At 72.0% G+C, this 19,262-nt stretch carries 17 protein-coding genes; 12 read left to right on the forward strand and 5 right to left on the reverse strand.

Going from position 1 to position 19,262, the window contains the following annotated elements:
- Positions 1 to 83: 83 nt before the first annotated feature.
- The 3 genes from Adu01nite_RS13755 to Adu01nite_RS47760 are packed head-to-tail and all read right to left on the reverse strand — an operon-like array spanning position 84 to position 1,992.
- A complete protein-coding gene (locus Adu01nite_RS13755; protein ID WP_203727085.1) occupies positions 84 to 734 on the reverse strand; it encodes a GNAT family N-acetyltransferase in 651 nt (216 codons plus the stop codon).
- A gap of 14 nt (positions 735 to 748) precedes the next feature.
- The gene (locus Adu01nite_RS13760) at positions 749 to 1,123 is read right to left on the reverse strand and encodes a pyridoxamine 5'-phosphate oxidase family protein (RefSeq protein WP_203727086.1); all 375 of its coding nucleotides are present in this window, start codon (positions 1,121 to 1,123) and stop codon (positions 749 to 751) included.
- Positions 1,124 to 1,143: 20 nt separating this feature from the next.
- The gene (locus Adu01nite_RS47760) at positions 1,144 to 1,992 is read right to left on the reverse strand and encodes an NADP-dependent oxidoreductase (protein WP_438871079.1); all 849 of its coding nucleotides are present in this window, start codon (positions 1,990 to 1,992) and stop codon (positions 1,144 to 1,146) included.
- Between Adu01nite_RS47760 and Adu01nite_RS47765 the strand changes: the two genes are divergently transcribed.
- The gene (locus Adu01nite_RS47765; RefSeq protein ID WP_275414651.1) at positions 1,963 to 2,259 is read left to right on the forward strand and encodes a MerR family transcriptional regulator; all 297 of its coding nucleotides are present in this window, start codon (positions 1,963 to 1,965) and stop codon (positions 2,257 to 2,259) included. The genes Adu01nite_RS47760 and Adu01nite_RS47765 overlap by 30 nt on opposite strands.
- Here Adu01nite_RS47765 and Adu01nite_RS13775 read toward each other — a convergent pair.
- Both Adu01nite_RS13775 and Adu01nite_RS13780 read right to left on the reverse strand, forming a co-directional pair.
- Positions 2,222 to 2,800: an HD domain-containing protein gene (locus Adu01nite_RS13775; RefSeq protein WP_203727091.1), complete on the reverse strand. Its 579-nt coding sequence runs from the start codon at positions 2,798 to 2,800 to the stop codon at positions 2,222 to 2,224. The two genes, Adu01nite_RS47765 and Adu01nite_RS13775, sit on opposite strands and share 38 nt — an antisense overlap.
- 4 nt (positions 2,801 to 2,804) lie before the next feature.
- Positions 2,805 to 4,613, reverse strand: a complete 1,809-nt coding sequence (locus tag Adu01nite_RS13780) for an AfsR/SARP family transcriptional regulator (RefSeq protein WP_203727093.1) — start codon at positions 4,611 to 4,613, stop codon at positions 2,805 to 2,807.
- A gap of 169 nt (positions 4,614 to 4,782) precedes the next feature.
- Here Adu01nite_RS13780 and Adu01nite_RS13785 point away from each other — a divergent pair, with 169 nt between their 5' ends.
- From Adu01nite_RS13785 to Adu01nite_RS13835, 11 genes are read left to right on the forward strand one after another with little or no spacing between them, the layout of a single operon-like run.
- Entirely contained in the window at positions 4,783 to 6,687 is a 1,905-nt protein-coding gene (locus tag Adu01nite_RS13785; RefSeq protein ID WP_203727095.1) for a phage tail sheath family protein, read from the forward strand.
- Positions 6,688 to 6,709: 22 nt separating this feature from the next.
- Positions 6,710 to 7,234 (forward strand): phage tail protein, encoded by a 525-nt coding sequence (locus Adu01nite_RS13790; protein ID WP_203727096.1) that lies wholly within the window; start codon positions 6,710 to 6,712, stop codon positions 7,232 to 7,234.
- Entirely contained in the window at positions 7,231 to 7,932 is a 702-nt protein-coding gene (locus Adu01nite_RS13795; protein WP_203727098.1) for a T4 family baseplate hub assembly chaperone, read from the forward strand. The genes Adu01nite_RS13790 and Adu01nite_RS13795 overlap by 4 nt, the downstream gene beginning before the upstream one ends.
- Positions 7,925 to 8,599: a hypothetical protein gene (locus Adu01nite_RS13800; protein ID WP_203727100.1), complete on the forward strand. Its 675-nt coding sequence runs from the start codon at positions 7,925 to 7,927 to the stop codon at positions 8,597 to 8,599. The genes Adu01nite_RS13795 and Adu01nite_RS13800 overlap by 8 nt, the downstream gene beginning before the upstream one ends.
- Positions 8,592 to 9,200: a Pvc16 family protein gene (locus Adu01nite_RS13805; protein ID WP_203727102.1), complete on the forward strand. Its 609-nt coding sequence runs from the start codon at positions 8,592 to 8,594 to the stop codon at positions 9,198 to 9,200. Before Adu01nite_RS13800 ends, Adu01nite_RS13805 begins: the two co-directional genes overlap by 8 nt.
- Positions 9,193 to 11,064, forward strand: a complete 1,872-nt coding sequence (locus tag Adu01nite_RS13810) for an ATP-binding protein (protein ID WP_203727103.1) — start codon at positions 9,193 to 9,195, stop codon at positions 11,062 to 11,064. The genes Adu01nite_RS13805 and Adu01nite_RS13810 overlap by 8 nt, the downstream gene beginning before the upstream one ends.
- Complete coding sequence (locus Adu01nite_RS13815; protein WP_203727104.1) at positions 11,055 to 11,327, forward strand: hypothetical protein; 273 nt, start codon at positions 11,055 to 11,057, stop codon at positions 11,325 to 11,327. Before Adu01nite_RS13810 ends, Adu01nite_RS13815 begins: the two co-directional genes overlap by 10 nt.
- Entirely contained in the window at positions 11,324 to 17,572 is a 6,249-nt protein-coding gene (locus Adu01nite_RS13820) for an eCIS core domain-containing protein (protein WP_203727105.1), read from the forward strand. Before Adu01nite_RS13815 ends, Adu01nite_RS13820 begins: the two co-directional genes overlap by 4 nt.
- The gene (locus Adu01nite_RS13825; RefSeq protein ID WP_203727106.1) at positions 17,553 to 18,266 is read left to right on the forward strand and encodes a hypothetical protein; all 714 of its coding nucleotides are present in this window, start codon (positions 17,553 to 17,555) and stop codon (positions 18,264 to 18,266) included. The genes Adu01nite_RS13820 and Adu01nite_RS13825 overlap by 20 nt, the downstream gene beginning before the upstream one ends.
- On the forward strand, positions 18,263 to 18,886 hold the full coding sequence (locus Adu01nite_RS13830) for a hypothetical protein (protein WP_203727107.1): 624 nt from the start codon (positions 18,263 to 18,265) through the stop codon (positions 18,884 to 18,886). Before Adu01nite_RS13825 ends, Adu01nite_RS13830 begins: the two co-directional genes overlap by 4 nt.
- Positions 18,879 to 19,226 carry a LysM domain-containing protein gene (locus Adu01nite_RS13835; RefSeq protein WP_203727108.1) on the forward strand — a complete coding sequence of 116 codons (348 nt, stop codon included), beginning with the start codon at positions 18,879 to 18,881 and terminating at the stop codon, positions 19,224 to 19,226. The genes Adu01nite_RS13830 and Adu01nite_RS13835 overlap by 8 nt, the downstream gene beginning before the upstream one ends.
- Positions 19,227 to 19,262: the final 36 nt, after the last annotated feature.

Here is a 19,262-nt window from a genome sequence, read left to right on the forward strand (position 1 = left end):
CCGGGCAATTCAGCGGCGCCTGTGAATACCACAGCCGGCCCGGCCCCGGCCCCCGCTGACTTCCTGCCGCGACAAAACCCATTTCACCGAGGTACGCCGAGGACCGGTTTGCACTCCTCGACGCCGGACAGCTCGATGTCGGAGCGTCGCCGCGTCGCCCACTGCTCACGGGTCATCCGCCAGCGCAGCAGCTCGGCGGCCTCGCCCTGGCGGGTCGCCCAGTCGTTGCCGTTGCGGGTGTAGCCGAGGACCTCGGACACCCGGTTCGACGCCCGGTTGTCGGCGAACGCGTCGGTGCCGGCCTCGCGAGCGCCGAAGCCCGCGAACGCGAGGTGCAGGATCGCCGCCCGCGCCTCCCGGCCGAGCCCGCGCCCGCGGACCCCGGGCGCCAGCCAGGAGAACGACGTGACGGTGCCGACCGCCGCGAAGTCCCGCGCGATCAGGTCCTGCATGCCGACCGGTTCGCCGTCGTCGCAGACCACGAAATACAGCCGCCAGAACGACGCGTCGACCTTTGCCCGGCCGGCCCAGATCCGCCGCAGCCAGCGCCACTCCCGCTCCGGACTGTCGGCGTAGAGCGACATCGGATCGTCGAACGGCGCCGGCTCACCGTCGACCACCACCCCGGCCCGGACGACGGGCACGAGCCGTTCGAGCAGTTCGTCGGTGGCGGCGGCGAGGGTCAGCCGCGGCGTGCGCACGGCCAGGTTCAGCGGGGGATAACTGGACGCCATCGGCGGACCGTACGTCACCGCCCGGTGAGCAGGCGATCGGGTTTCAGCTCGACGATCACCCGATCGGCCGTCCACTGCGGGTCGGCGGCCCGCGAGGGCAGGTACTTCGCCAGGATCGGCCGGGCCAGTGCGTCATGATCCTCTTCGCGGAGCCGGGCCCGCCCATAGGCGACGACATAGAACTTCTTCGCGAAGTCGTCGACGAGCAGCGAGATCGACGGATCCCGCTTGAGGTTCAGATATTTGGCCCGCGACCGCGTGGTGCTGAACCGGAAACTCTCCCCGTCCCACACGAACCACACGACGGTCAGCTGCGGCGGCCCCTCGGCACGGTTGACCCCGACCACGGCGTGATGCGCCCCCGCCAGCAGTTCCTGCACGTCATCCACGTTGCCTCCAACAGGCGAGATCAGAAGATCAAAACAACTTTTCCGGGTACGCCGCCCGCCTCGAACAATTCGTGCGCGCGGTGCACGTCCTCGACGGCGTGCCAGGCGCCGACCCGCACCCGCAGCTCGCCCGCATCCACCAGGGCGACCAGGTCGGCGAGCCCGGCGGCGTCCTCGCGCACCTGGTTCTTGGCCGCGCCCGGGATGTCCGCCGGCAGCGGGTCGTCGGTGATCGAGACGTACCGGCCGCCCGGCGCCAGGGCCGCCCCCGGATGCACGCTCGCCGTGTCGAAGACGGCGTCGTAGGCGCCCACCGGCAGGTCCGCCACCCGGTCGGTGACCAGCGAAGCGCCGAGCTCGCGCGCCACCGCCACCTGCGCGATCCGGGAGACCAGCGCGTCCACCCGGGCACCCGACCGGCGGGCGAGCTGCACGGCGAGCGATCCGACGCCGCCGGCCGCACCGGTCACCAGGAGCCGCTCACCCGGCGCCGGCGTGACCCGGTCGAGCGCCTGCCGAGCGGTGAGCCCGGCGAGGGGGAGCGCCGCCGCCTGCACCAGGGGAAGCCGGGCCGGCGCCGCGGTCAGCAGCCCGGCCGGCACCGCGACCAGATCGGCCCAGGTGCCCAAGCCGGTGGAGATCTGCCCGGACATCGCGATCACCCGGTCGCCGGCCGCGAACGCCGGCACGGTGCTGCGCACGACCACACCGGCCAGATCCCAGCCGAGGGTCATCGGGAACGCCGGCCCGCGGTCCCAGGCGCGGGTCTTCCAGTCCACCGGGTTGAGGCTGCTGGCGATCGTGCGGACCAGGACCTCGCCCGCGGCGGGGACCGCCTGCTGCGGCCGGGCCGGCTGCCCAGCGGCTATCGGGTCTACGCGGAGCCGGACGTCGAGACGGTGCGGCGCATCCGGTCGCTGCTGACCGCCGGGCTGTCCACGACCGTCATCGCGAAGGTGCTGCCGTGCGTCACCGAGGACGGCGGCTTCCTGGCCCCGACCTGTGCGGAGACCCGCGCCGACCTGGCCGCCGAGAGCGGCCGGATCGCCGCCGCCATCGAGGAGCTGGAACGGTCCCGCCGGTTGCTCGACGCGATCGTCAGCGGGCAACCAGTGCGTGCCGGTAACGGTCGGTGAGGTCGGTGAGGTCGGGCTCGCCGTACTCGGTCACCATCTCGGCGAACCGGGCCGCGTGGCCGGGGCCGAACCGGGCCGCCCGGGCCGCGTACGCAACGGAGGTCAGGAACACCGGGGGCGTCGTCTTGCTGTGGAACTTGTCGGCGTACATCACCAATCGCTCTTCGGGGGTTTCCGCGAGATAGTCGCCGAGCGGGAGTGGCAGGTGCTGCCGTTCGACGTCGTCGCGGGTGAGGCCGACGCCGGTGTGGTGGGCGCAGAAGCGGGCGAGCGGAGCGGCGAAGCCGCGATCGAGCAGCAGGGCCTCGCCGAGTACGCCGTGCCGGATGTAGGCCGCCCCGCCGAGCAGGTGCACCCCGACGTCGTGCAGCAGGCAGCCGGCCCGCACCAGATCGGCGTCGACGGGCAGGCGGCGGGCGTGGATCAGCTGTTCGGCGATCGCCCAGACGATCTCGCCGTGGGTCCAGACGAGCTCGAACGCGGCGTCGTCCGGCGCGACCTCCCGGTGCAGCGCCCGGATCTGCGTGGTCGCCGGAATCACCGTCTCAGGATCGCAGACGATCGTCTCCGGTCCGGTCGCGGGCCGCGGTGTGCGCGGCGTGCGCCCGGGTCAGGTCGTGGAACCGGTAGCGCCCGGCGGCCGGTTCCAGCAGCAGGTTGGCGTCGAGCAGCTGGTCGAGGATCTGGGTCGCGGCGATCGGCGACGAGTCGAGCAGGGCCGCGGTGGAGCGCTCGTCGATGTCCGGGCCCGAATGCAGGCCCAGCCGCTGGTAGGCGTGCTGCTGCCGGGGGCTGAGCCGCCGGTAGGACAGGTCGAGCGCGGCGGCGACGCTGCGCTGACCGGCCTCCAGCTCGGCCAGCCGGTGCCGGCGGTCGCGCAGCCGTTCGACCAGGTGGCCCGGCGTCCACGTCGGATGGGACCGCAGGCGGGCGGCCGCGATCCGGATGGCGAGGGGTAACCGGCCGCACAGCTCGGCCAGCTCGATCAGCTGGTCGGGGCAGCGTTCGCGGAGCGGTTCGTCTATTCCGGCGCCGCGGATCAGCAGCGTGACCGCGTCCGGCAGGGCCATCGTGTCCAGGAAGAACCGGCGGGCGTGGTCCAGCCCGGCCAGCTGCCGGCGGCTGGTCGCCAGCACCAGGCAGCCGGGCGCGCCGGGCAGCAGCGGCGCCACCTGGCTCTCGCCGGCGGCGTTGTCGAGCAGGATCAGCATCTGCCGGCCGGCGAGCAGGGTGCGGTAGAGGCCGGCCCGGCCGTCGGTGCCGGCCGGGATCTCCTGCTCCGGCACGCCCATCGCGCGCAGCAGGTGGTCGAGCGCCCCGGCCGGTTCGATCGGCTCGGCGCCCTCGGTGTAGCCGCGCAGGTCCAGGTAGAGCTGCCCGTCGGGGTAGCGGCCGGCGATCCGGTGCGCCGCCTCGACGGCCAGGGCGGTCTTGCCGACCCCGGCCATCCCGTCGATGACGGTGACCACCGCGTGCGCGTCGTCCTGGGCCCGGTCGAGGTGGGCCAACTCGGTGGTCCGGCCGGTGAACGCCGGTGTCGTCGCGGGCAGCTGGTGCGGCGTCCAGCGTGGGTGGGCCTCGGCGGCCGGGGGAGCGGGATCCGCGGTGAGGGCCGGGTCGGCGGCGAGGATCTGCCGGTAGAGGTGCTGCAGTTGCGGGCCCGGGTCGGTGCCGAGCTTCTCGGCCAGGTGCTGCCGGATCACCGCGTAGTGGTCGAGCGCGTCGGAGGCCCGGCCGGATGCGTACAGGGCGCGCAGGTAGGCCGCCGCCAGCGACTCGATCAGCGGGTATTCGCCGGTCATCGCGGCCAGCCGCGCGAGCGGTGCGGAGACGTCGCCGACCCGGATCGAGGCGCTCGTCCATTCCTGCACGGCGTCCAGGTACTGCTGCTGCCAGGCCTGCCGGACGGTGCCCGCCCACTGGCCGGGCAGGTCGGCCAGGGCCGGGCCGCGCCACAGGTCCATCGCCTCGGCCAGCAGCTTCACCCGCTCCAGGTCGCTGCGATGTCGCTCGTGGGCCTGCTCGACCAGGCGCCGGAACCGGTGGGCGTCGACCCGGTCGGGGTCGATGTCCAGAAGGTATCCGCCCGAGCGGCGCAGGACCTGAACCGGAGCCCGATCATCGGTCTGGGCGTCGTCCAGGAACCGCCGCAGGCGGCTGAGATGCACCTGAAGTGTGCGGCGGGCACCGTCCGGTGCCGTCTCCCACACGCGATCGATCAGGCTTTCGGTGCCGATGAGCCGGCCCGCATCGGCCGCCAGCGCGGTCAGGACAAGCCGCTGCTGCGGCGCGCCGACATCCAGCGCGCGCCCTTCGATGATGATTTCGATCGGCCCAAGCAGCCGAATTTCCATCCCCCGTACCCCGAAGACTTTGTCGTCCCGCGGTGACCCGCGGTCGGGCGACCTGCCCGTTAGCTCTTCAGTTGCAATCCATAAAGGTGCGAGCCTCAGGATCCTGCGGACACTGATCGAGGTCAATGTTATGTCGCTTTGCTGACAAACTGGACAGATTGGGGGCGGGATGCCGGCGGACACGACCTATCCAGGGGTTTATGTCGGGGAGAACTCCACCAGCGTAGGTACCGTCACACCCGTTTCCACCGCGACGGCCGCGTTCGTCGGGTACACCCGGCGCGGACCGCTGAACCAGCCGGTCCGGATCACCAGCTTCGCCGAGTACGAGCGGTACTTCGGCGGGCTGGGCCGGCACGGCGCGGTCGGGGACGCGGCGCGGCAGTTCTTCGCCAACGGTGGTTCCACCGCGGTGATCGTGCGCGTGATCAAGGAGGGGAGCGCCGACGAGGCGTCGGTGACCCTCCACGGCCATGACCGTGATCACGGGCCCCATGGCCCTCGGGATCGGGCGCCGCGGGAGGAGCCGGACGAGGAGCCAGCCACCGATCGCGGCCGGGAGAGCCCGGTGCTGGAGATCCACGCGAAGGAGCCGGGCGGCTGGGGCAACGGCCTCCGGGTCCTGGTCGACCACGCGTCGACCCGGGACCACCGGGACGAGACCTTCAACCTGTACGTGGTGAACGCGACCGGCCACGGCCGGGAGTCGTTCCACGGCCTGTCGATGGATCCGGACGACGACCGGTTCGCCCCCACGGTGATCGACGCCGAGTCGAAGCTGATCCGGGCCGAGGCGGTCGGCCGGGACCGGCCCGAGCAGTCCGGCACCATCTCCCGGGAGTTCGAGCGGGAACTGCCCGACCTGGACGGCGACATCACCGTCCGGATCGGCGACGAGGAGCGCGAGTTCCGGCTGCACCACCCGCACGACGGCCCGCCGCCGCGGCACCTGCCGGAGCTGGCCGCCCTGCTCGAACGCCGGCTGCGCGCCCTGCCGGACCGGCCGGGCAGCACCGCGTTCGGCGACGCCCGGGTGCGGGTCATCGGCCGCCGGCTGCAGACCGTCGCCGGATCCCTCGACGAGGAGGACATCGTCCACTTCGAGGGCGAGTGCGGCGACCGCGTCGGCCTCGAAGCCGTCGCCAACCCGCCGGCCTGGTCACTGTGCGGCGGCGACGACGGCGATCCGCCCGAGCCGGGCGACCTGATCGGCGCCGAGCCGGCCAAGACCGGCCTGCACGCGCTGCGCGACCTCGACGTCAACCTGCTCAACCTGCCCGACCTGGCCGGCTGGGAGTCCCTGGAGGACACCTCGACGGTGCTGTCGGTGGCCGACCGGATCGCCCGCGAGCAGCGGATCTTCGTGCTGATCGACGCGCCCGCCGCCTGGACCAGCGTGGAGCTGGCCCGGCTCGGCGTCGAGCACCTGGACGCGGTCCGCAGCGACCACGCCGCCCTGTACTTCCCGCATCTGATCCTGGCCGACCCGGCCGGACGGCCGTGCGCGGTGCCGCCCGGTGGCGCGGTGGCCGGGGTGATCGCCCGCACCGACCTCGGGCGCGGGGTGTGGCGGGCGCCGGCCGGGATCGACGCCCGGCTGATCGGGGTGCGTGCCCTCGCGGTGCCGCTCACCGATCGGGAGAACGGCGTGCTCAATCCGCTCGCCGTCAACTGCCTGCGGGCCTTCCCCGGGGCCGGCCCGGTGGTCTGGGGTGCCCGCACCCTCGGCGAGGGCCAGTGGCAATACCTCCCGGTGCGGCGGCTGGCCCTGCACATCGAGGAAAGCCTTTACCGCTCGCTGCGCTGGGTCGTCTTCGAACCCAACACCGAGCAGCTCTGGCAGGCGATCCGGCTGAACGTCGGCGCCTACCTGGACACCCTCTTCCGGCGAGGAGCATTTGCCGGGCGTACGCCGCGGGACGCGTACTTCGTGAAGTGCGACGCCTCCACCACCACGGCCGCCGACATCGCGAACGGCGTCGTCAACGTGGTCGCCGGGTTCGCGCCGGTCGATCCGGCCGAGTTCGTGATCGTCGAGATCCAGCAGCTGGCCGGACAGCCCGAGCAGTACTGACGCCGAGGAGCGACGAGAATCGATGGCCGAGTTCCAAGTCAACGCGCATCGCTTCGACCCGTACAAGAACTTCAAGTTCTTGGTTCGGTGGGACGGGCGCACGGTCGCCGGGATCAGCAAGATCAGCCCATTGAAGCGTACGACCGAGGTGGTCAAGCATCGCGACGGCGGCTCACCGAGTACGCCGTCGAAGTCGCCGGGCCGCTCCGAGTTCGAGGGCGTCACGCTGGAACGCGGCGTGACCCACGACCCGGAGTTCGACCGCTGGGCCAACAAGGTCTGGCAGGTCGGTGCAGGGCTGGGCGCCGAGGTGTCGCTGGCCGACTTCCGGAAGAACATCATCATCGACGTCCTGAACGAGGCCGGGCAGGTCGCCGTCTCGCACAAGCTCTACCGGGCCTGGGTCAGTGAGTACCAGGTGATGGGCGAGCTGGACGCCAACGCCAACGCGGTCGCCATCCAGAGCCTCAAGCTGGAGTGCGAGGGCTGGGAACGCGACTACGAGGTGCCCGAGCCGGTGGAGCCGTCGTTCACGAATCCGGCATGAGCGCTGACCTGCTGGAGACCTGGGAGCGTGGGCTGGTCTGTCCTGGGCCGGCCCGCGCTCTCGTGCTGCACCAGGTCGCCCGGCCCGGTGCCGCGCCGGACGAGTTGCTCGGGTTGCCGGTCGGTGCGCGGGAGGCGGATCTGTGCGCGCTGCGCCGCAGCCTGTTCGGTGACCGGATGGAGGTGCGGGCCGAGTGCTCCGGCTGCGGCGAGGCGCTGGAGTTCGACCTGGACGCGGCGACCCTGGCGAGCCGCCCCGATCGTGGCGGTGAGCCGCTGCGGGTGGTCGAGGGCGGCTGGGAGGTCGAGTTCCGGCTGCCCACCGCCGGTGACCTGCTCGCCGTCGCCGACCGCGGGGAGCTGATCGCCCGCTGCACGATCGCCGCCCGGCACGACGGGCGGCCGGTGCCGGCGGTGGAACTGCCCGAGGCGATCCAGCGGCTGCTCGCCGTGGCGGCCGAGCGGGCCGATCCGGCCGGTGACCTCACCCTGCGGGTGTCCTGTCCGGGCTGCGGCGCGGCCACTCCGCTGCAGCTGGACATCGCCGGATACCTCTGGGCCGAGCTCGACTTCTGGGCCCGCGACCTGCTTCTCGACGTGCACGTGCTGGCCGGCGCGTACGGCTGGACCGAGCCGGAGATCCTGGCGCTGAGCCCGGTCCGGCGCCGCTACTACCTGGAGTTGTGCGCCGATGCCTGAGCCGGACTACTTCGACCGCCTGCTCGCCCGGCAACGGGTCGGGCCGGCGGCCGGTGTGGCGCGGGTGCGGCCGCGGCTGCCCGGGCCGTTCGAGCGGGCCGAGGCACGGTGGATCGAACCGGAGCTGGAGCCGGTGTCCCCGCTGAGCCGCGTCCCGGCGCCGGCGGCTTCGCCGATCCGGACGGAGCGGCACACCGAGACCCGCACCGAGCCGGCCGGCCCGGTGAACCAGTGGATCACCTACCCGGCCCAGCCGGAGAGCCCCGGTCCCGGCACGCGCCCGTCATCCGGCCGGGAAACCGCGCCCCCGGACCTTCGACCGGCGGCGCCGGGCCCGGCTGCGGCGCGTGCGGGCGGTCCCGGTCCGGCCGGCCCGCCGCCCGTTGCGGCCCGGCCGGAGGCGGTCCCGATGCCCGTACCCGGACCCGCGTCCGCGCCGACGCCCACGCTTCGCCATGCGCGGAGCACGGCCGCCCGGCGGGAGACCGCGCCGCAGCCGGCGTCGCGGCGGCGGGCCAAACCGGCCGAGCCGGCCGTGCACGTGCGGATCGGCCGCCTCGAGGTGCGCGCCGACCGGCCCGCCCCGGCCGCCGCCCGCACCCCGCGCCCGGGGCGAGCGGCCCCGGCCGTGAGCCTGACCGACTACCTGAGGGGTGCCCGTGAGTAACGCCCTCGCCATCGCGACGGTCACCCAGGCCCTGGCGTTGCAGATCGAACGGCAGCTGCGCCCGGAGATCAACTTCGCGGTCTCGGTGCAGACCCGCCGGCCGCACACCGAGCCGCCGCCCGACCCGACCATCACCGTCTTCTGCTACCAGGTCACCCCGGACGTGGCCCGGCGCAACGCGGATTCGCCGATCCGCGCCTCGGACGGCACCCTGCTCAACCGGGCCGCCGCCGCGGTCGACCTGCACTACCTGATCAGCGCGTACGGCGAGGAGAACGAGCTGGTCGGGCAGCGCCTGATCGGCAGCGTGGTGCGCGGGCTGCACGAGGTCCCGATCCTGCCGGCCGACGTCATCGCCGAGGCGGCTCTCCTGCCCTACCTGAACGGCAGCGACCTGGCCGACTCGGTGCAGCGGGTGCGGATGTCGCCGACCTCGATGGACGTGGACGAGACCTCGAAACTGTGGGGGATGTTCCACCAGACCCCGTACGTCCTCTCGGCGGTCTACCAGGCCGCCCTCGTCCTGCTGGACGGGCGCGAGGTGCCGCCGGAGCGGCCGCCGGTCCGGGAGCAGACGGTCACGGTGACCGCCGGTGGGTGAGCAGGCGGCGCTGGCCGCGGCCGTCCGCTCGGTCCTGGCCTGCCTCGACACCCACGCGGGCGAGGCCGCGCCGGATCCGCCGGCCTCGTGGTCGGCCGAGCCCGAGCCGTCGACCCTGCAGGCCCTCGTGGAGTGCTTCGGACTCAGCCGGTTCGAGCGCAGCGTGCTGCTGCTGGCCGCCGCCGTCGAGCTCGACCCCAGCACCGCCGGCCGGTGCGCCAAGGCCGGCGGTGACGCGTACCCGAGCTTCGGCCTGGCGCTGGCCGCGCTGCCCGAACCGCACTGGAGCGCGCTGACCCCGGTCGCGCCGCTGCGCCGGTGGCGGCTGGTCGAACCGGCCGACGAGACCCGGCTGACCGGCTCGGCGCTGCGCATCGACGAGCGGGTGCTGCACTTCCTGGCCGGCTCGCCCTATCTGGACGCACGGCTGCACGGCATGCTGCGCCCGGTCCCACCACCGGACACCCTGCCGGCCGGCTACCAGCGGACCGCCCACCAGGTCGCCGCCGGGCTGTCCGGCACCCTGCGGGTGGACCTGGTCGGCGGCGAGCGCCGGATCCGCGCCGACATCGCCGCCGCCGCGGCCACCGAGCTCGGCCTGGTGCTGTACGTGCTGGCCGCCGACGACATCCCCACCGACCCGGTCGAGCGCGACCGGCTGGCCCGGCTGTGGCAGCGCGAGGCGATCCTGCTGCCGGCCGCGCTGCTGGTCGAGATCGGCTCGATGGACCGGGAGCAGACCGCGGCCACCGACGCGTTTCTCGCCACCGCGGCGGTCCCGCTGGTGGCGGCCGGCGACGACCCGCGCACCACCGACCGGGCCGCGGGCGAACGGGTCACCGTGCCGCCCCTCTCCGACGACGAACAGCTCACGGTCTGGCGCGACGCCTTCGCCGAGATCCCGGAACTCGCCGACGACCAGCTGCGGGGGCTGGTCGCGCAGTTCCAGCTGGCACCGCACACGGTCCGCGCGGTCGCCGCCGCGGTCCGCCGCGAGGAGACACCGACCGTCGAGGCCGCCTGGCGGGCCGGACTGGCGGAGGCCCGAATCGGCCTCGACGGACTCGGCCGGCGGATCGAACCGGGCGCGGGCTGGCCCGACCTGGTCCTGCCCGACCGGCAGCTGGTCATCCTCAAGGAGATCACCGCGCACGTACGGCAGCGCGCCACCGTCCACCACCAGTGGGGTTTCGCCCGGACCCTGCGGCGCGGGCTCGGCGTCACCGTCCTGTTCGCCGGCGGCTCCGGCACCGGCAAGACCCTGGCCGCCGAGGTGATCGCCGGCGAGCTGGGCCTCGACCTGTTCGTCATCGACCTGTCCCAGGTGGTCAGCAAATACATCGGCGAGACCGAGAAGAACCTGCGGGTGGTCTTCGACGCGGCCGAGCACGGCGGCGCGGTGCTGCTGTTCGACGAGGCCGACGCGCTGTTCGGCAAGCGCAGCGAGGTCAAGGACAGCCACGACCGGTACGCGAACCTGGAGGTCAGCTATCTCCTCATGCGAATGGAGGCGTACCGGGGCCTGGCCGTGCTCACCACCAACATGAAGCAGGCCCTCGACCCGGCCTTCATGCGCCGGATCCGCTTCGTCGTCGACTTCCCGTTCCCCGGTGAGCAGGAGCGGGCCGAGATCTGGCGGCGGGTCCTGCCCGCCCAGACCCCGGCGAAGGGCCTCGACCCGCAGCTCCTGGCCCAGCTCACGGTGGCCGGCGGCTCGATCCGCAACGTGGCGCTGTCCGGCGCGTTCCTGGCCGCCGAGGAGGGCGACAAGCTCCAGATGCGCCATCTGCTGGCGGCCGCCCGCACCGAATACCTCAAGCTCGACCGCTCGCTCACCCCCGGGGAGGTGCGCGGATGGGTCTGAACCGCGACGTCCACGTGGAGATCGGCGCGCTGATCCTGGACGGCTTCGACCGGTCGATCGACGCCGAGGTGGTGTCGGCCGCGTTCACCGCCGAGCTGACCCGCCTGGTCCGCGCGCGGGGCCTGCCCGTTGCCGCCGACGTCTCGGCTTCGACCGGGCTGCCCGCGCTGGAGCCCAGCACCTCACCGGAGGGGCTCGGGGTCGCCCTGGCACGATCGGTCCACGCCGGCCTCTCCGATTCCGCTCCCGGGCGGCTGCGATGAAGGCCACCCAGGACCAGCAGTCGAGCCGGGACAGCAAGCGTCGGCCGAGCCGCACCCGCAACCGGCCCGTGCCGAAGAACATCGTCAGCGGTGCCGGGCAGCCGCTCGACCTGAGCGTTCGCCGCGAGGCGGAGGAACGACTCGGGTATGACTTCGGGCAGGTGCGGCTGCACAACGACCGGGACGCCGACGCCCTCACCTCGCTGCTCGGGGCGGACGCGGTTGCGGTCGGGCGGGACATCTTCTTCCGGGCCGGGACCTACCGGCCCGGCACCACCGACGGGATGCGGCTGCTGGCCCACGAGCTGCTGCACACCGTGCAGGATCCGCACGGGGTGGGCGCGCTCAAGGCCGGCCGCGCGGACGGGGCGGTGAGTCTGCCGTCGGAGCCCGCCGAGCTTGCGGCTTCCGAGGCGGCGTCGGACTCAGCCGTGGTATCGGCTTCAGCAGTGGGTCCGGGCCCGGTCGGCGTCGAGGCGGAGGCACCGCTGCCTGGCTGGATGCGGTATGCCACCGTTACCGCGGATCGGCTCCGGGTGGAACGCCTCGACCCGGCCACCCTGCCGGATCGGCTTACCGCGAGCATCGTGCGGTCGCTGCGCGGAGATCCGGCGGACTGGTCGCGGCGGACCCGGATGCAGTTGGGCCGACTGCCCGAGGATCTGGTCGAACCGGTCCTCGATCGGCTGGAGACTCGGCTGCTCAGCCCGGAGTACGAGCGGGTCCTCGACTTCCTGGACGAGGTTGAGGGCGCCGGGTTCGCGGAGGACGCGTATGGGACGCCGCTGCCCGAGCCGGACGCGGCCGAGCAGTTGCGGTTGCAGGTCGACGCGGCGAACCGGAGAGCCCAGGAGGAACGCGAGCGGCGGGACCAGGCCCCGCCCGTAGCGGGCCAGCCTCAGCCGGCCACGTCTGGACCGGCCACGTCTGGACCGGCCACGTCTGGACCGGCCACGTCTGGACCGGCCACGTCTGGACCGGCCACGACCGGGTCGGCTGCGGCGGGATCGCCCACGGCTGGGTCGGCGGTGGGGGAATCGGGCGGGTCCGCGACCGGGGCGACCGCGAGTGAGCGGGAGAGCGGGGCGGAGAAGACCGCTGCGTCTCAGGCCGGTGCTCAGCGGGACGTGCCGGTGGCCGGGCCGGCGGAATCGGCGGCGGCGAACCGGCCGGGGGCGGCGCAGGCTGCGATCGCCGGGCGGCAGGTCAAGCCGGAGCAGAAGCTCGAACCCGGTGGGGGCGGCGGGTCGCCGGTCTTCTCCGGGACGGATACCCAGCTCGCCGGGGCGGTCAGCACTCTCGATCAGGTGCGCAACCAGGACCTGCTGCCGGCGCCGGCCGATGCGCCGATGCCGCCGAGCCACCAGTCCGAGGTGGAGGTCGGTGGTGGGGAGAAGAGCGCCTGGGACGTCACCCTGCAGCCCGAGGACTTCCTGCCGGCGCAGGACCCCGACGTGTCCGGAGTGCCGACCGCGGACACGATCGATCCGCAGTCGGGCTCCGCGCCGCTGATGCTCTCGTTGCCGGCGCCGCCGGTCACCCGGGCCGACCAGGTGCAGGCGGAACGCGATGCGGAGGATGCCGAGGACGCGGCTGCGGCGGCCGAGGCCGATCGGCAAGCGGCCGAGCCTGCATCGGTGGTGGAGATCGCCGACGAGCCCGGCGTGGAATCGGCGGCTGAACCGGAGCCCGCCATCGAGACTCCGGCGGGGCCGGGGACGGTGCTGCGCGATCCGGCGGGTGGGGCCGACCCGAAGCTTGGGCCGGTGGATGCGCAGATCACGGCGCAGCTGGCACCCGGCGGAGGCGGGGTTGCCGAGCAGTCGGCCAAGGAGGAGCGGGGCACACCCGCGGCGGGCGACAACGTCGCGGCCGCACCGGAGAAGGCGGGGCAGGAATCGGCGGGGCCGGGCGCGCAGCCGAGCCCGAGTTCGGATGCGGGTGCGAGCCCGGCCACGAATGGGAGCCCGGCCACGAATGGGAGCCCGGCCACGAATGGGAGCCCGGCCACGGCTGGGAGTTCGGCCACGGCTGGGAGTTCGGCCACGGCTGGGAGCCCGGACACGGTCTCGGGTGGTAGCGGCAGTCCTGCGTCGCCGGCTTCGAGCGGGTCGGCGTCCAGCGCGGGCCCGGGGGTGGATGCCGGGTCGGGGGCGGCGGCGGGTTCGGGGTCGAATGCTGGTCCGGTGGCGGGTGCTGGTGGGGTTTCCAGCGCCGGGAACGGCCCTGGTGCGGTTGGGGGTGGGGCTACGCCCGTACCGGAAATGTCGCCTTCGGACTCGGGGAAAGCGTCGGAGCCCAGCCGGACCGGAGGGTCGGCGGCGGCGCCGCCCAAGAAAGCGGCGGCGGCAGGCGCCGCGCCTACCCTGTCGACCGTGTCGCCGGAGGCCGGGCTGGCGTCGGCGGCGCAGCTCAAGCCGCATCTCGCGCTGCAATCGATGGGCAGCGTGGGGAGTGCGGCCGACCGGTCGGTCGGGGATGAGCACAAGAATCTGGCGGCCGCGCCGCCGACGATGCAGCGGCCGGCCGGTGCGCCGCAGACCCTCGCCGGGAATCCGAAAACCGATGCGGGGGTGCGGTATTCGTCCGATCCGGCCGCCCGGTCGGGGGCGCCGGCGAAGCAGAATGCCGAGGTCACCGGGGCCAAGGAGCCCGAGGGGCAGATCGAGGCGGAGAAGGCCGAGGAGCCGGGCGGCTGGGACACGTTCAAGATGGCGCTCGGTTTCGGGCTCGGCAAGGTGGCCGGCTTCTTCGGGTTCGAGGTTGATGCCACCGAGCTGGCGGCCAAGTTCGCCGGGCTGCCGACCAAGGACGAGGCGCTGCAGCAGGCGATGGCCGGCAACGCGCCCGGTGTCGAGATGGGCGCGGCCGCCGAGCAGACGTCGGGTGAGCAGGGCGAGGCCGTCGACACCAAGGGTGAGCAAACCGTCGTCGCGGGCCGTGACGACGCCGGCCGGGGGATGGGTGAGGACCAGGTCTATCCGGACGTTCCGCCGGAGCGGATGGACGCGGACGTGCCCGGCCGGACCGCCGGTGCCCCGATGGCGGCGACGGGTGCGCCGACCGGTGCGGTGCCCGCCGAGGCGGCCTCCAAGGTGGCCGAACACGACAACGGGCCGCAGATCCAGGCCACCTTCCAGCAGGGCCAGCAGGGCATGTCGACGTCGCGGCAGACCAAGGACCAGGGCTTCCGCGACGCGCAGGCGGCGCACCGGGCGACGGTCACGACCGAAATCAAGATCAACACCAAGAGCCAGGCCGGCGTACGCGACGACGCGCTCGGTGACGTCGACGGTCAGCGCACGCTGTGGCGCCAGGATCAGGACACCGAGCTGGCCAAGCTCGGCACCAAGAAGACCGAGCGGCAGACCAAGCTTCGCCGCGACGTCGACGAGCGGGAGAAGAAGACCGACACCGACGTCACCACCGAGAAGACGAACAGCACGAAGTCGATCCGGGAGACGGCGACGAAAGCCGAGACCGACGCGGGCACGAAGCGCGACGACGCCACGCAGGAGTCCGGGAACTGGATCACCCAGGGGTTCGACTGGATCAAGCGGAAAGTCCTGGAGATCAAGGACGCGATCGTCCGGGTGATCCGTACGGCCCGGGAAGCGGTGGTCCGCTTCATCAAGAACTTCAAGGAGACGGTCGAGCGCTGGATCAACGAGGCCCGCACGTTCATCCTCGACACGATCAAGAAGCTGATCGAGGACCTGATCGCGTACGCGAAGGCGCTCGTGCAGGCGATCATCGACCTGGCCAACCGCATCCGGAAGCTCATCACCGACCTGATCCGGGCCGCGATCGACCTCGTCAACCGGCTGGCCGCGCAGCTGAAGCAGATCATCAAGACGCTCCTGGACGCGCTGGCGAAGCTGCTGGCCGACGTGCTGCGGATCCTGTTCCAGGCGCTGATGGACGTGATCCGGGAGACGATCAACCAGATCAAGCAGTTCCTGGCGCTGGCGTCGCAGCTGCTGGGCATGCTGGGCACGTTCCTGTTCGTCGCCATCGACTTCCTCGACGACCCCGGCGGCTGGCTGGGCGGCGCCAAGAACTCGGCCGTGGACGGCGCCAAGAACCACCTGTTCCGCGAGGTCAAGAACGCGGTGAAGCAGTGGTTCCAGCAGAAGATCGAAGAGATCATCGGCGTCGGCAAGGCGGTCATCAACGTCCTGATCAAGGGCGGCTTCACCCTGGAGAAGATCGTCAAGGAGACGTGGGACGCGATCGTCCCGATGCTCCCGTTCATCATCGGCGAGATCGTCATCACCAAGGTGGTGGCCAAGCTGATCCCGGGCGCGGGCTGGGTGATGGCGGTGATCGACGCCGTCCAGGTGGCGATCGGCGCGCTGGGTGCGATCCTGCGCGCGATCGGCGCGGTCCTGGCGTGGCTGATCTCGGTCCGGAAGGGCACCGCCGGCATCCTCTTCGCCAAGGCGGTGGCGGCCGGCATCGTCGCCCTGCTGGAGCTGGCCTATCAATACCTGCTGGACGGCATCGGCAAGTACGTGTCCAAGGTGGGCAAGCGGCTCAAGGGGGTCGCCGCACGGCTGGTGAAAGGCGAGAAGCGGGGCACGCCGGGAGCGCCGCCGCGCGACGGCGGTCACCCCGGAGACGGCAGCGGAAGACCGGGCCAGGCAACTCCGCCGGCAGCGCCGCGGTCGGACGTGGGCCGGCCCGGGACGACACCGCGCTCCCAGCCCGCCGCCGCCGGTCCGCGGCCCGCACCGCGCTCGCCGGCCGGGCCTGGGCGAACTCCGGCTGGGCCCGGACGCAAACCCGCCGCGCCCGGCCGGAAGCCGGCCGGTGCCGCAGACCGCCCGCCGGGTCGGTCGGACGCCGGGCACCCCGATGGTCCGTCGGCGGCACGGCCGACGCCGGCCACGACACCGAGTAAGCGTCCGCCCGACACCGCCAAGAACAAGGACGGCAGCCCGAAGACGCCCGCGGACGGGATTCCGGACACCCGCCCGACGCCCTCCGCGAAGGCCCCGCCCAAGGCCGAGCCGCCGCCGCGGCGGCCGCGCGACGAGGACAGCGCCAAAAAGCCCGGCGGCCCCGACCGGGACAAGGACCCGCATGCGCCACGCAAGGAGCGCCCGGACGATCACGACCGCGACCATCCGGACAAGAAGGACGAGGAGAACGACCACGAGTCCAAGGACCAGCGGCTGCGGCGGATCATCGCCCGGCTCCATCCGATCCTGAAGGATCGGCTGGAACCCGGAATCTACGACAGCACGCTCCTGGGCCTGCTCCAGGAGCTGCGGGCGTGGTACCGGCTGACCAGCCTGTACAAGGCGGGCGGCCAGTACTTCCTGATTCGCGCGGCGCTCAACCCCAACCGTCCGGTGATCCCGGGCTTCGCGGACCGGCAGAAACGGGCGATCGACTACGCGAAGCGGCAAGGGTTGCCGCCGCCCGTCCGCCTTCCGGTCCCGCTGAACGGGGTGCGGCCGGCCGTGACCACCCGGGTGCTGTACATGAACAAGCAGTTCGCCATCGAGTTCGGCCAGTATCCGAGTGGGCAGTACACCGAGGGCTGGGACTACCTGGAGCTGCACCGGCTGACCAGGACGCCGAGTCAATGGGACCGGATGCACCTGATCCCGCGCCAGGTGGGTGGATCCGCGACGACCTCCAACTTCATCCCCGCGCTGAACGCGGTGAACCGGCCCTTCTACCGCCGCATCGAGAAGCAGGCCTCCGATGCCTTCGGGCAGACCTCGAAGGGCACTCCACCGGTTCCCGGCTGGTACACCGTCCGGCTCGATCGTTTCGCGGGGCGCAGCCCGATCACCTATCCGCACGGCAACACCTACCCCGAAGGTTTCCCGAAGCGGATCGACGTCGAATGGGGACTCTACGGACGGCGCGGCGGCGGTACCGGCGAGAAGCACAGCGACTGGACGCAACTCCCGCAGTCCATGCCGACGGCTACCCAACTGTTCGACCCGCCGCCGGTGCCGACCGCCGCCGCTCCGCCGCCGATCAACGTCAATACCGCGCCGGACAATCAGGTGAACGACGCTTTCGGGCAGCCCGGAGCGGAATTCATGACGGCCTTCATCGACATCAGATCGAAGGCCGCGGTGCCCGGAAAGGCCTTCACCGGATATCCGGACATGCGGGCCCAGCTCAAGGCCTATCGAAACCCGAGGGGTAAGTCGATAGCGGACCTCGACAGCATTTTGATCCGACTGCGGCAGAGGAAAACATATGGCTACTTCGAGTTCTGACCTGCTCAGCCCGTACGAGCGTCGTCATGCGGATTCGCTGCACGAGCTGCAGCGGAGTTCGGCGCTCGAGGGTGAGTTCGGGAATGCCGACGATCTCGGGCCGGACCTGGCGGATCTTCGGCCGTTCGCCGACTACGGGGAGGCCTGGGCCGGTGTTCGTCTCCCGGAGCAGATGTCCGGCTGTGCGCTGCGGTTCACCGAGCTCGGTGCGCGGTGGCAGACGAGCGAGGGCATTCTCGGCGAGTTCTACTTCCGGCCGTTCAGCGACCTGGTGACGGACGCCGGCGGGGCGGAGCCGTGGCCCGAGGCGACCGATTTCCAGACCGACTTCATGTCGCAGTTGCGGGTCTTCGACCAGACGCCTCGATCGGGCGCGGGAAAACTGACCTATCTGCGGTTGCAGCCCGGCCCGGGGCCGCTGGAGATCTGGTACAGCGACATCGCCGACATCGCCGACGATCCGTACCCGGACGGCTTCATCAAGATGGACATCACCTACTGCGAATACCTCGACGCCCTGCTCCTGACCAAGGGCACCTATGGCTGGCAGTACCTGTACACCGATATCTCGCTCGACCGCGGGGATTTCGTGGCGACCGTGGAATTCCTCGACGGCATGCTGCAGCTTTTCCCCACCATTTTCCCGCAGCACGACTACTCGGATCTGCGGGAACGGCTGGAGGCTCGCCGGTGAGCACGTTTGCCGACATACCCCGGGCCATCCGGGCCGGGATCGTGGTGGTGGATCCCGGCAGCGGAGCGCCGCAGCGGGTCATCGTCATGCAGTTCAATCCCGACTCGCTGGAGCGGTCCATTCAGCCGCAAGCCGCCGGCGGGACCGCCGATGCCGGCGGCAGCGGGACCGACGGGGACCGGAACGAGGCGTTGCGGCTTAAGGGGCCCGCTGAAGAGCAGTGGAAATTCACCGCTGAGATCGACTCCACCGATCAGCTGGATGTCGCGGCGCCGGACGGGATCCACCCACAGTTGGCGGCGCTGGAGATGCTTGTGCAGCCGACCAGCGCTCAGCTTCGGGAGTCGATTGAGCTTTCCAAGCGGGGGACCATCGAAGTTGCTCCGATTGAGATGCCGCTGACGCTCTTCACCTGGGGGAGCAAGCGGATCATGCCGGTTCGGCTCACCGAGTTCTCCGTCAACGAGCAGGCCTTTGACGTCAACCTCAATCCGATTCGGGCGTCGCTCAGCATCGGGATGAAGATCCTGACCGTCAGTGACCTTCCCGTCGGGCATCGCGGGGCTGACCTCTACCTCGCGCACCTGGCTATGAAAGAGGAGTTGGCCGGCCGTGCCTGAGCCCTATCGATCGGTCTTCGACGACATCCCGGGCGCCGGGACCTATCCGAGCACCAGCCGCTACGCGGGTGCCGAGATCGCGGTGCACACCATGCCGGACGGCACCGAGGTTCGGTATGCCAAGCATCGGCTGCTTCCGGCGCTGCCCGGGGAGGACGACACCGTGCCGCACGTCGTCACCGTGGGGGAGCGGCCCGACCATCTTGGGCAGCGGTATTTCGGGGCTGCCGACCAGTGGTGGCGCATTGCCGACGCCAACGCCGTGCTTGATCCGCGGGAGCTGACCGGCGAGCCGGGGCGGCGGATCGACATTCCGCGAGGGGGGTTCGGTCTTGTCTGATGACGCGTTCGGGCGTGGGCCTCTGCACCTCAATCT

Origin of the sequence: Paractinoplanes durhamensis (assembly GCF_016862175.1) — a bacterium.
Lineage (GTDB): Bacteria > Actinomycetota > Actinomycetes > Mycobacteriales > Micromonosporaceae > Actinoplanes > Actinoplanes durhamensis.

Bases quoted from the DNA above. Each gene is read 5' to 3' on its own strand.
- Adu01nite_RS13800 (WP_203727100.1), top strand. From the start codon at position 7,925: ATGCCTGAGCCGGACTACTTCGACCGCCTGCTCGCCCGGCAACGGGTC.
- Adu01nite_RS13780 (WP_203727093.1), bottom strand. From the start codon at position 4,613: ATGGAAATTCGGCTGCTTGGGCCGATCGAAATCATCATCGAAGGGCGC.
- Adu01nite_RS13815 (WP_203727104.1), top strand. From the start codon at position 11,055: ATGGGTCTGAACCGCGACGTCCACGTGGAGATCGGCGCGCTGATCCTG.
- Adu01nite_RS13825 (WP_203727106.1), top strand. From the start codon at position 17,553: ATGGCTACTTCGAGTTCTGACCTGCTCAGCCCGTACGAGCGTCGTCAT.
- Adu01nite_RS13820 (WP_203727105.1), top strand. From the start codon at position 11,324: ATGAAGGCCACCCAGGACCAGCAGTCGAGCCGGGACAGCAAGCGTCGG.
- Adu01nite_RS13795 (WP_203727098.1), top strand. From the start codon at position 7,231: ATGAGCGCTGACCTGCTGGAGACCTGGGAGCGTGGGCTGGTCTGTCCT.
- Adu01nite_RS13785 (WP_203727095.1), top strand. From the start codon at position 4,783: ATGCCGGCGGACACGACCTATCCAGGGGTTTATGTCGGGGAGAACTCC.
- Adu01nite_RS13755 (WP_203727085.1), bottom strand. From the start codon at position 734: ATGGCGTCCAGTTATCCCCCGCTGAACCTGGCCGTGCGCACGCCGCGG.
- Adu01nite_RS13790 (WP_203727096.1), top strand. From the start codon at position 6,710: ATGGCCGAGTTCCAAGTCAACGCGCATCGCTTCGACCCGTACAAGAAC.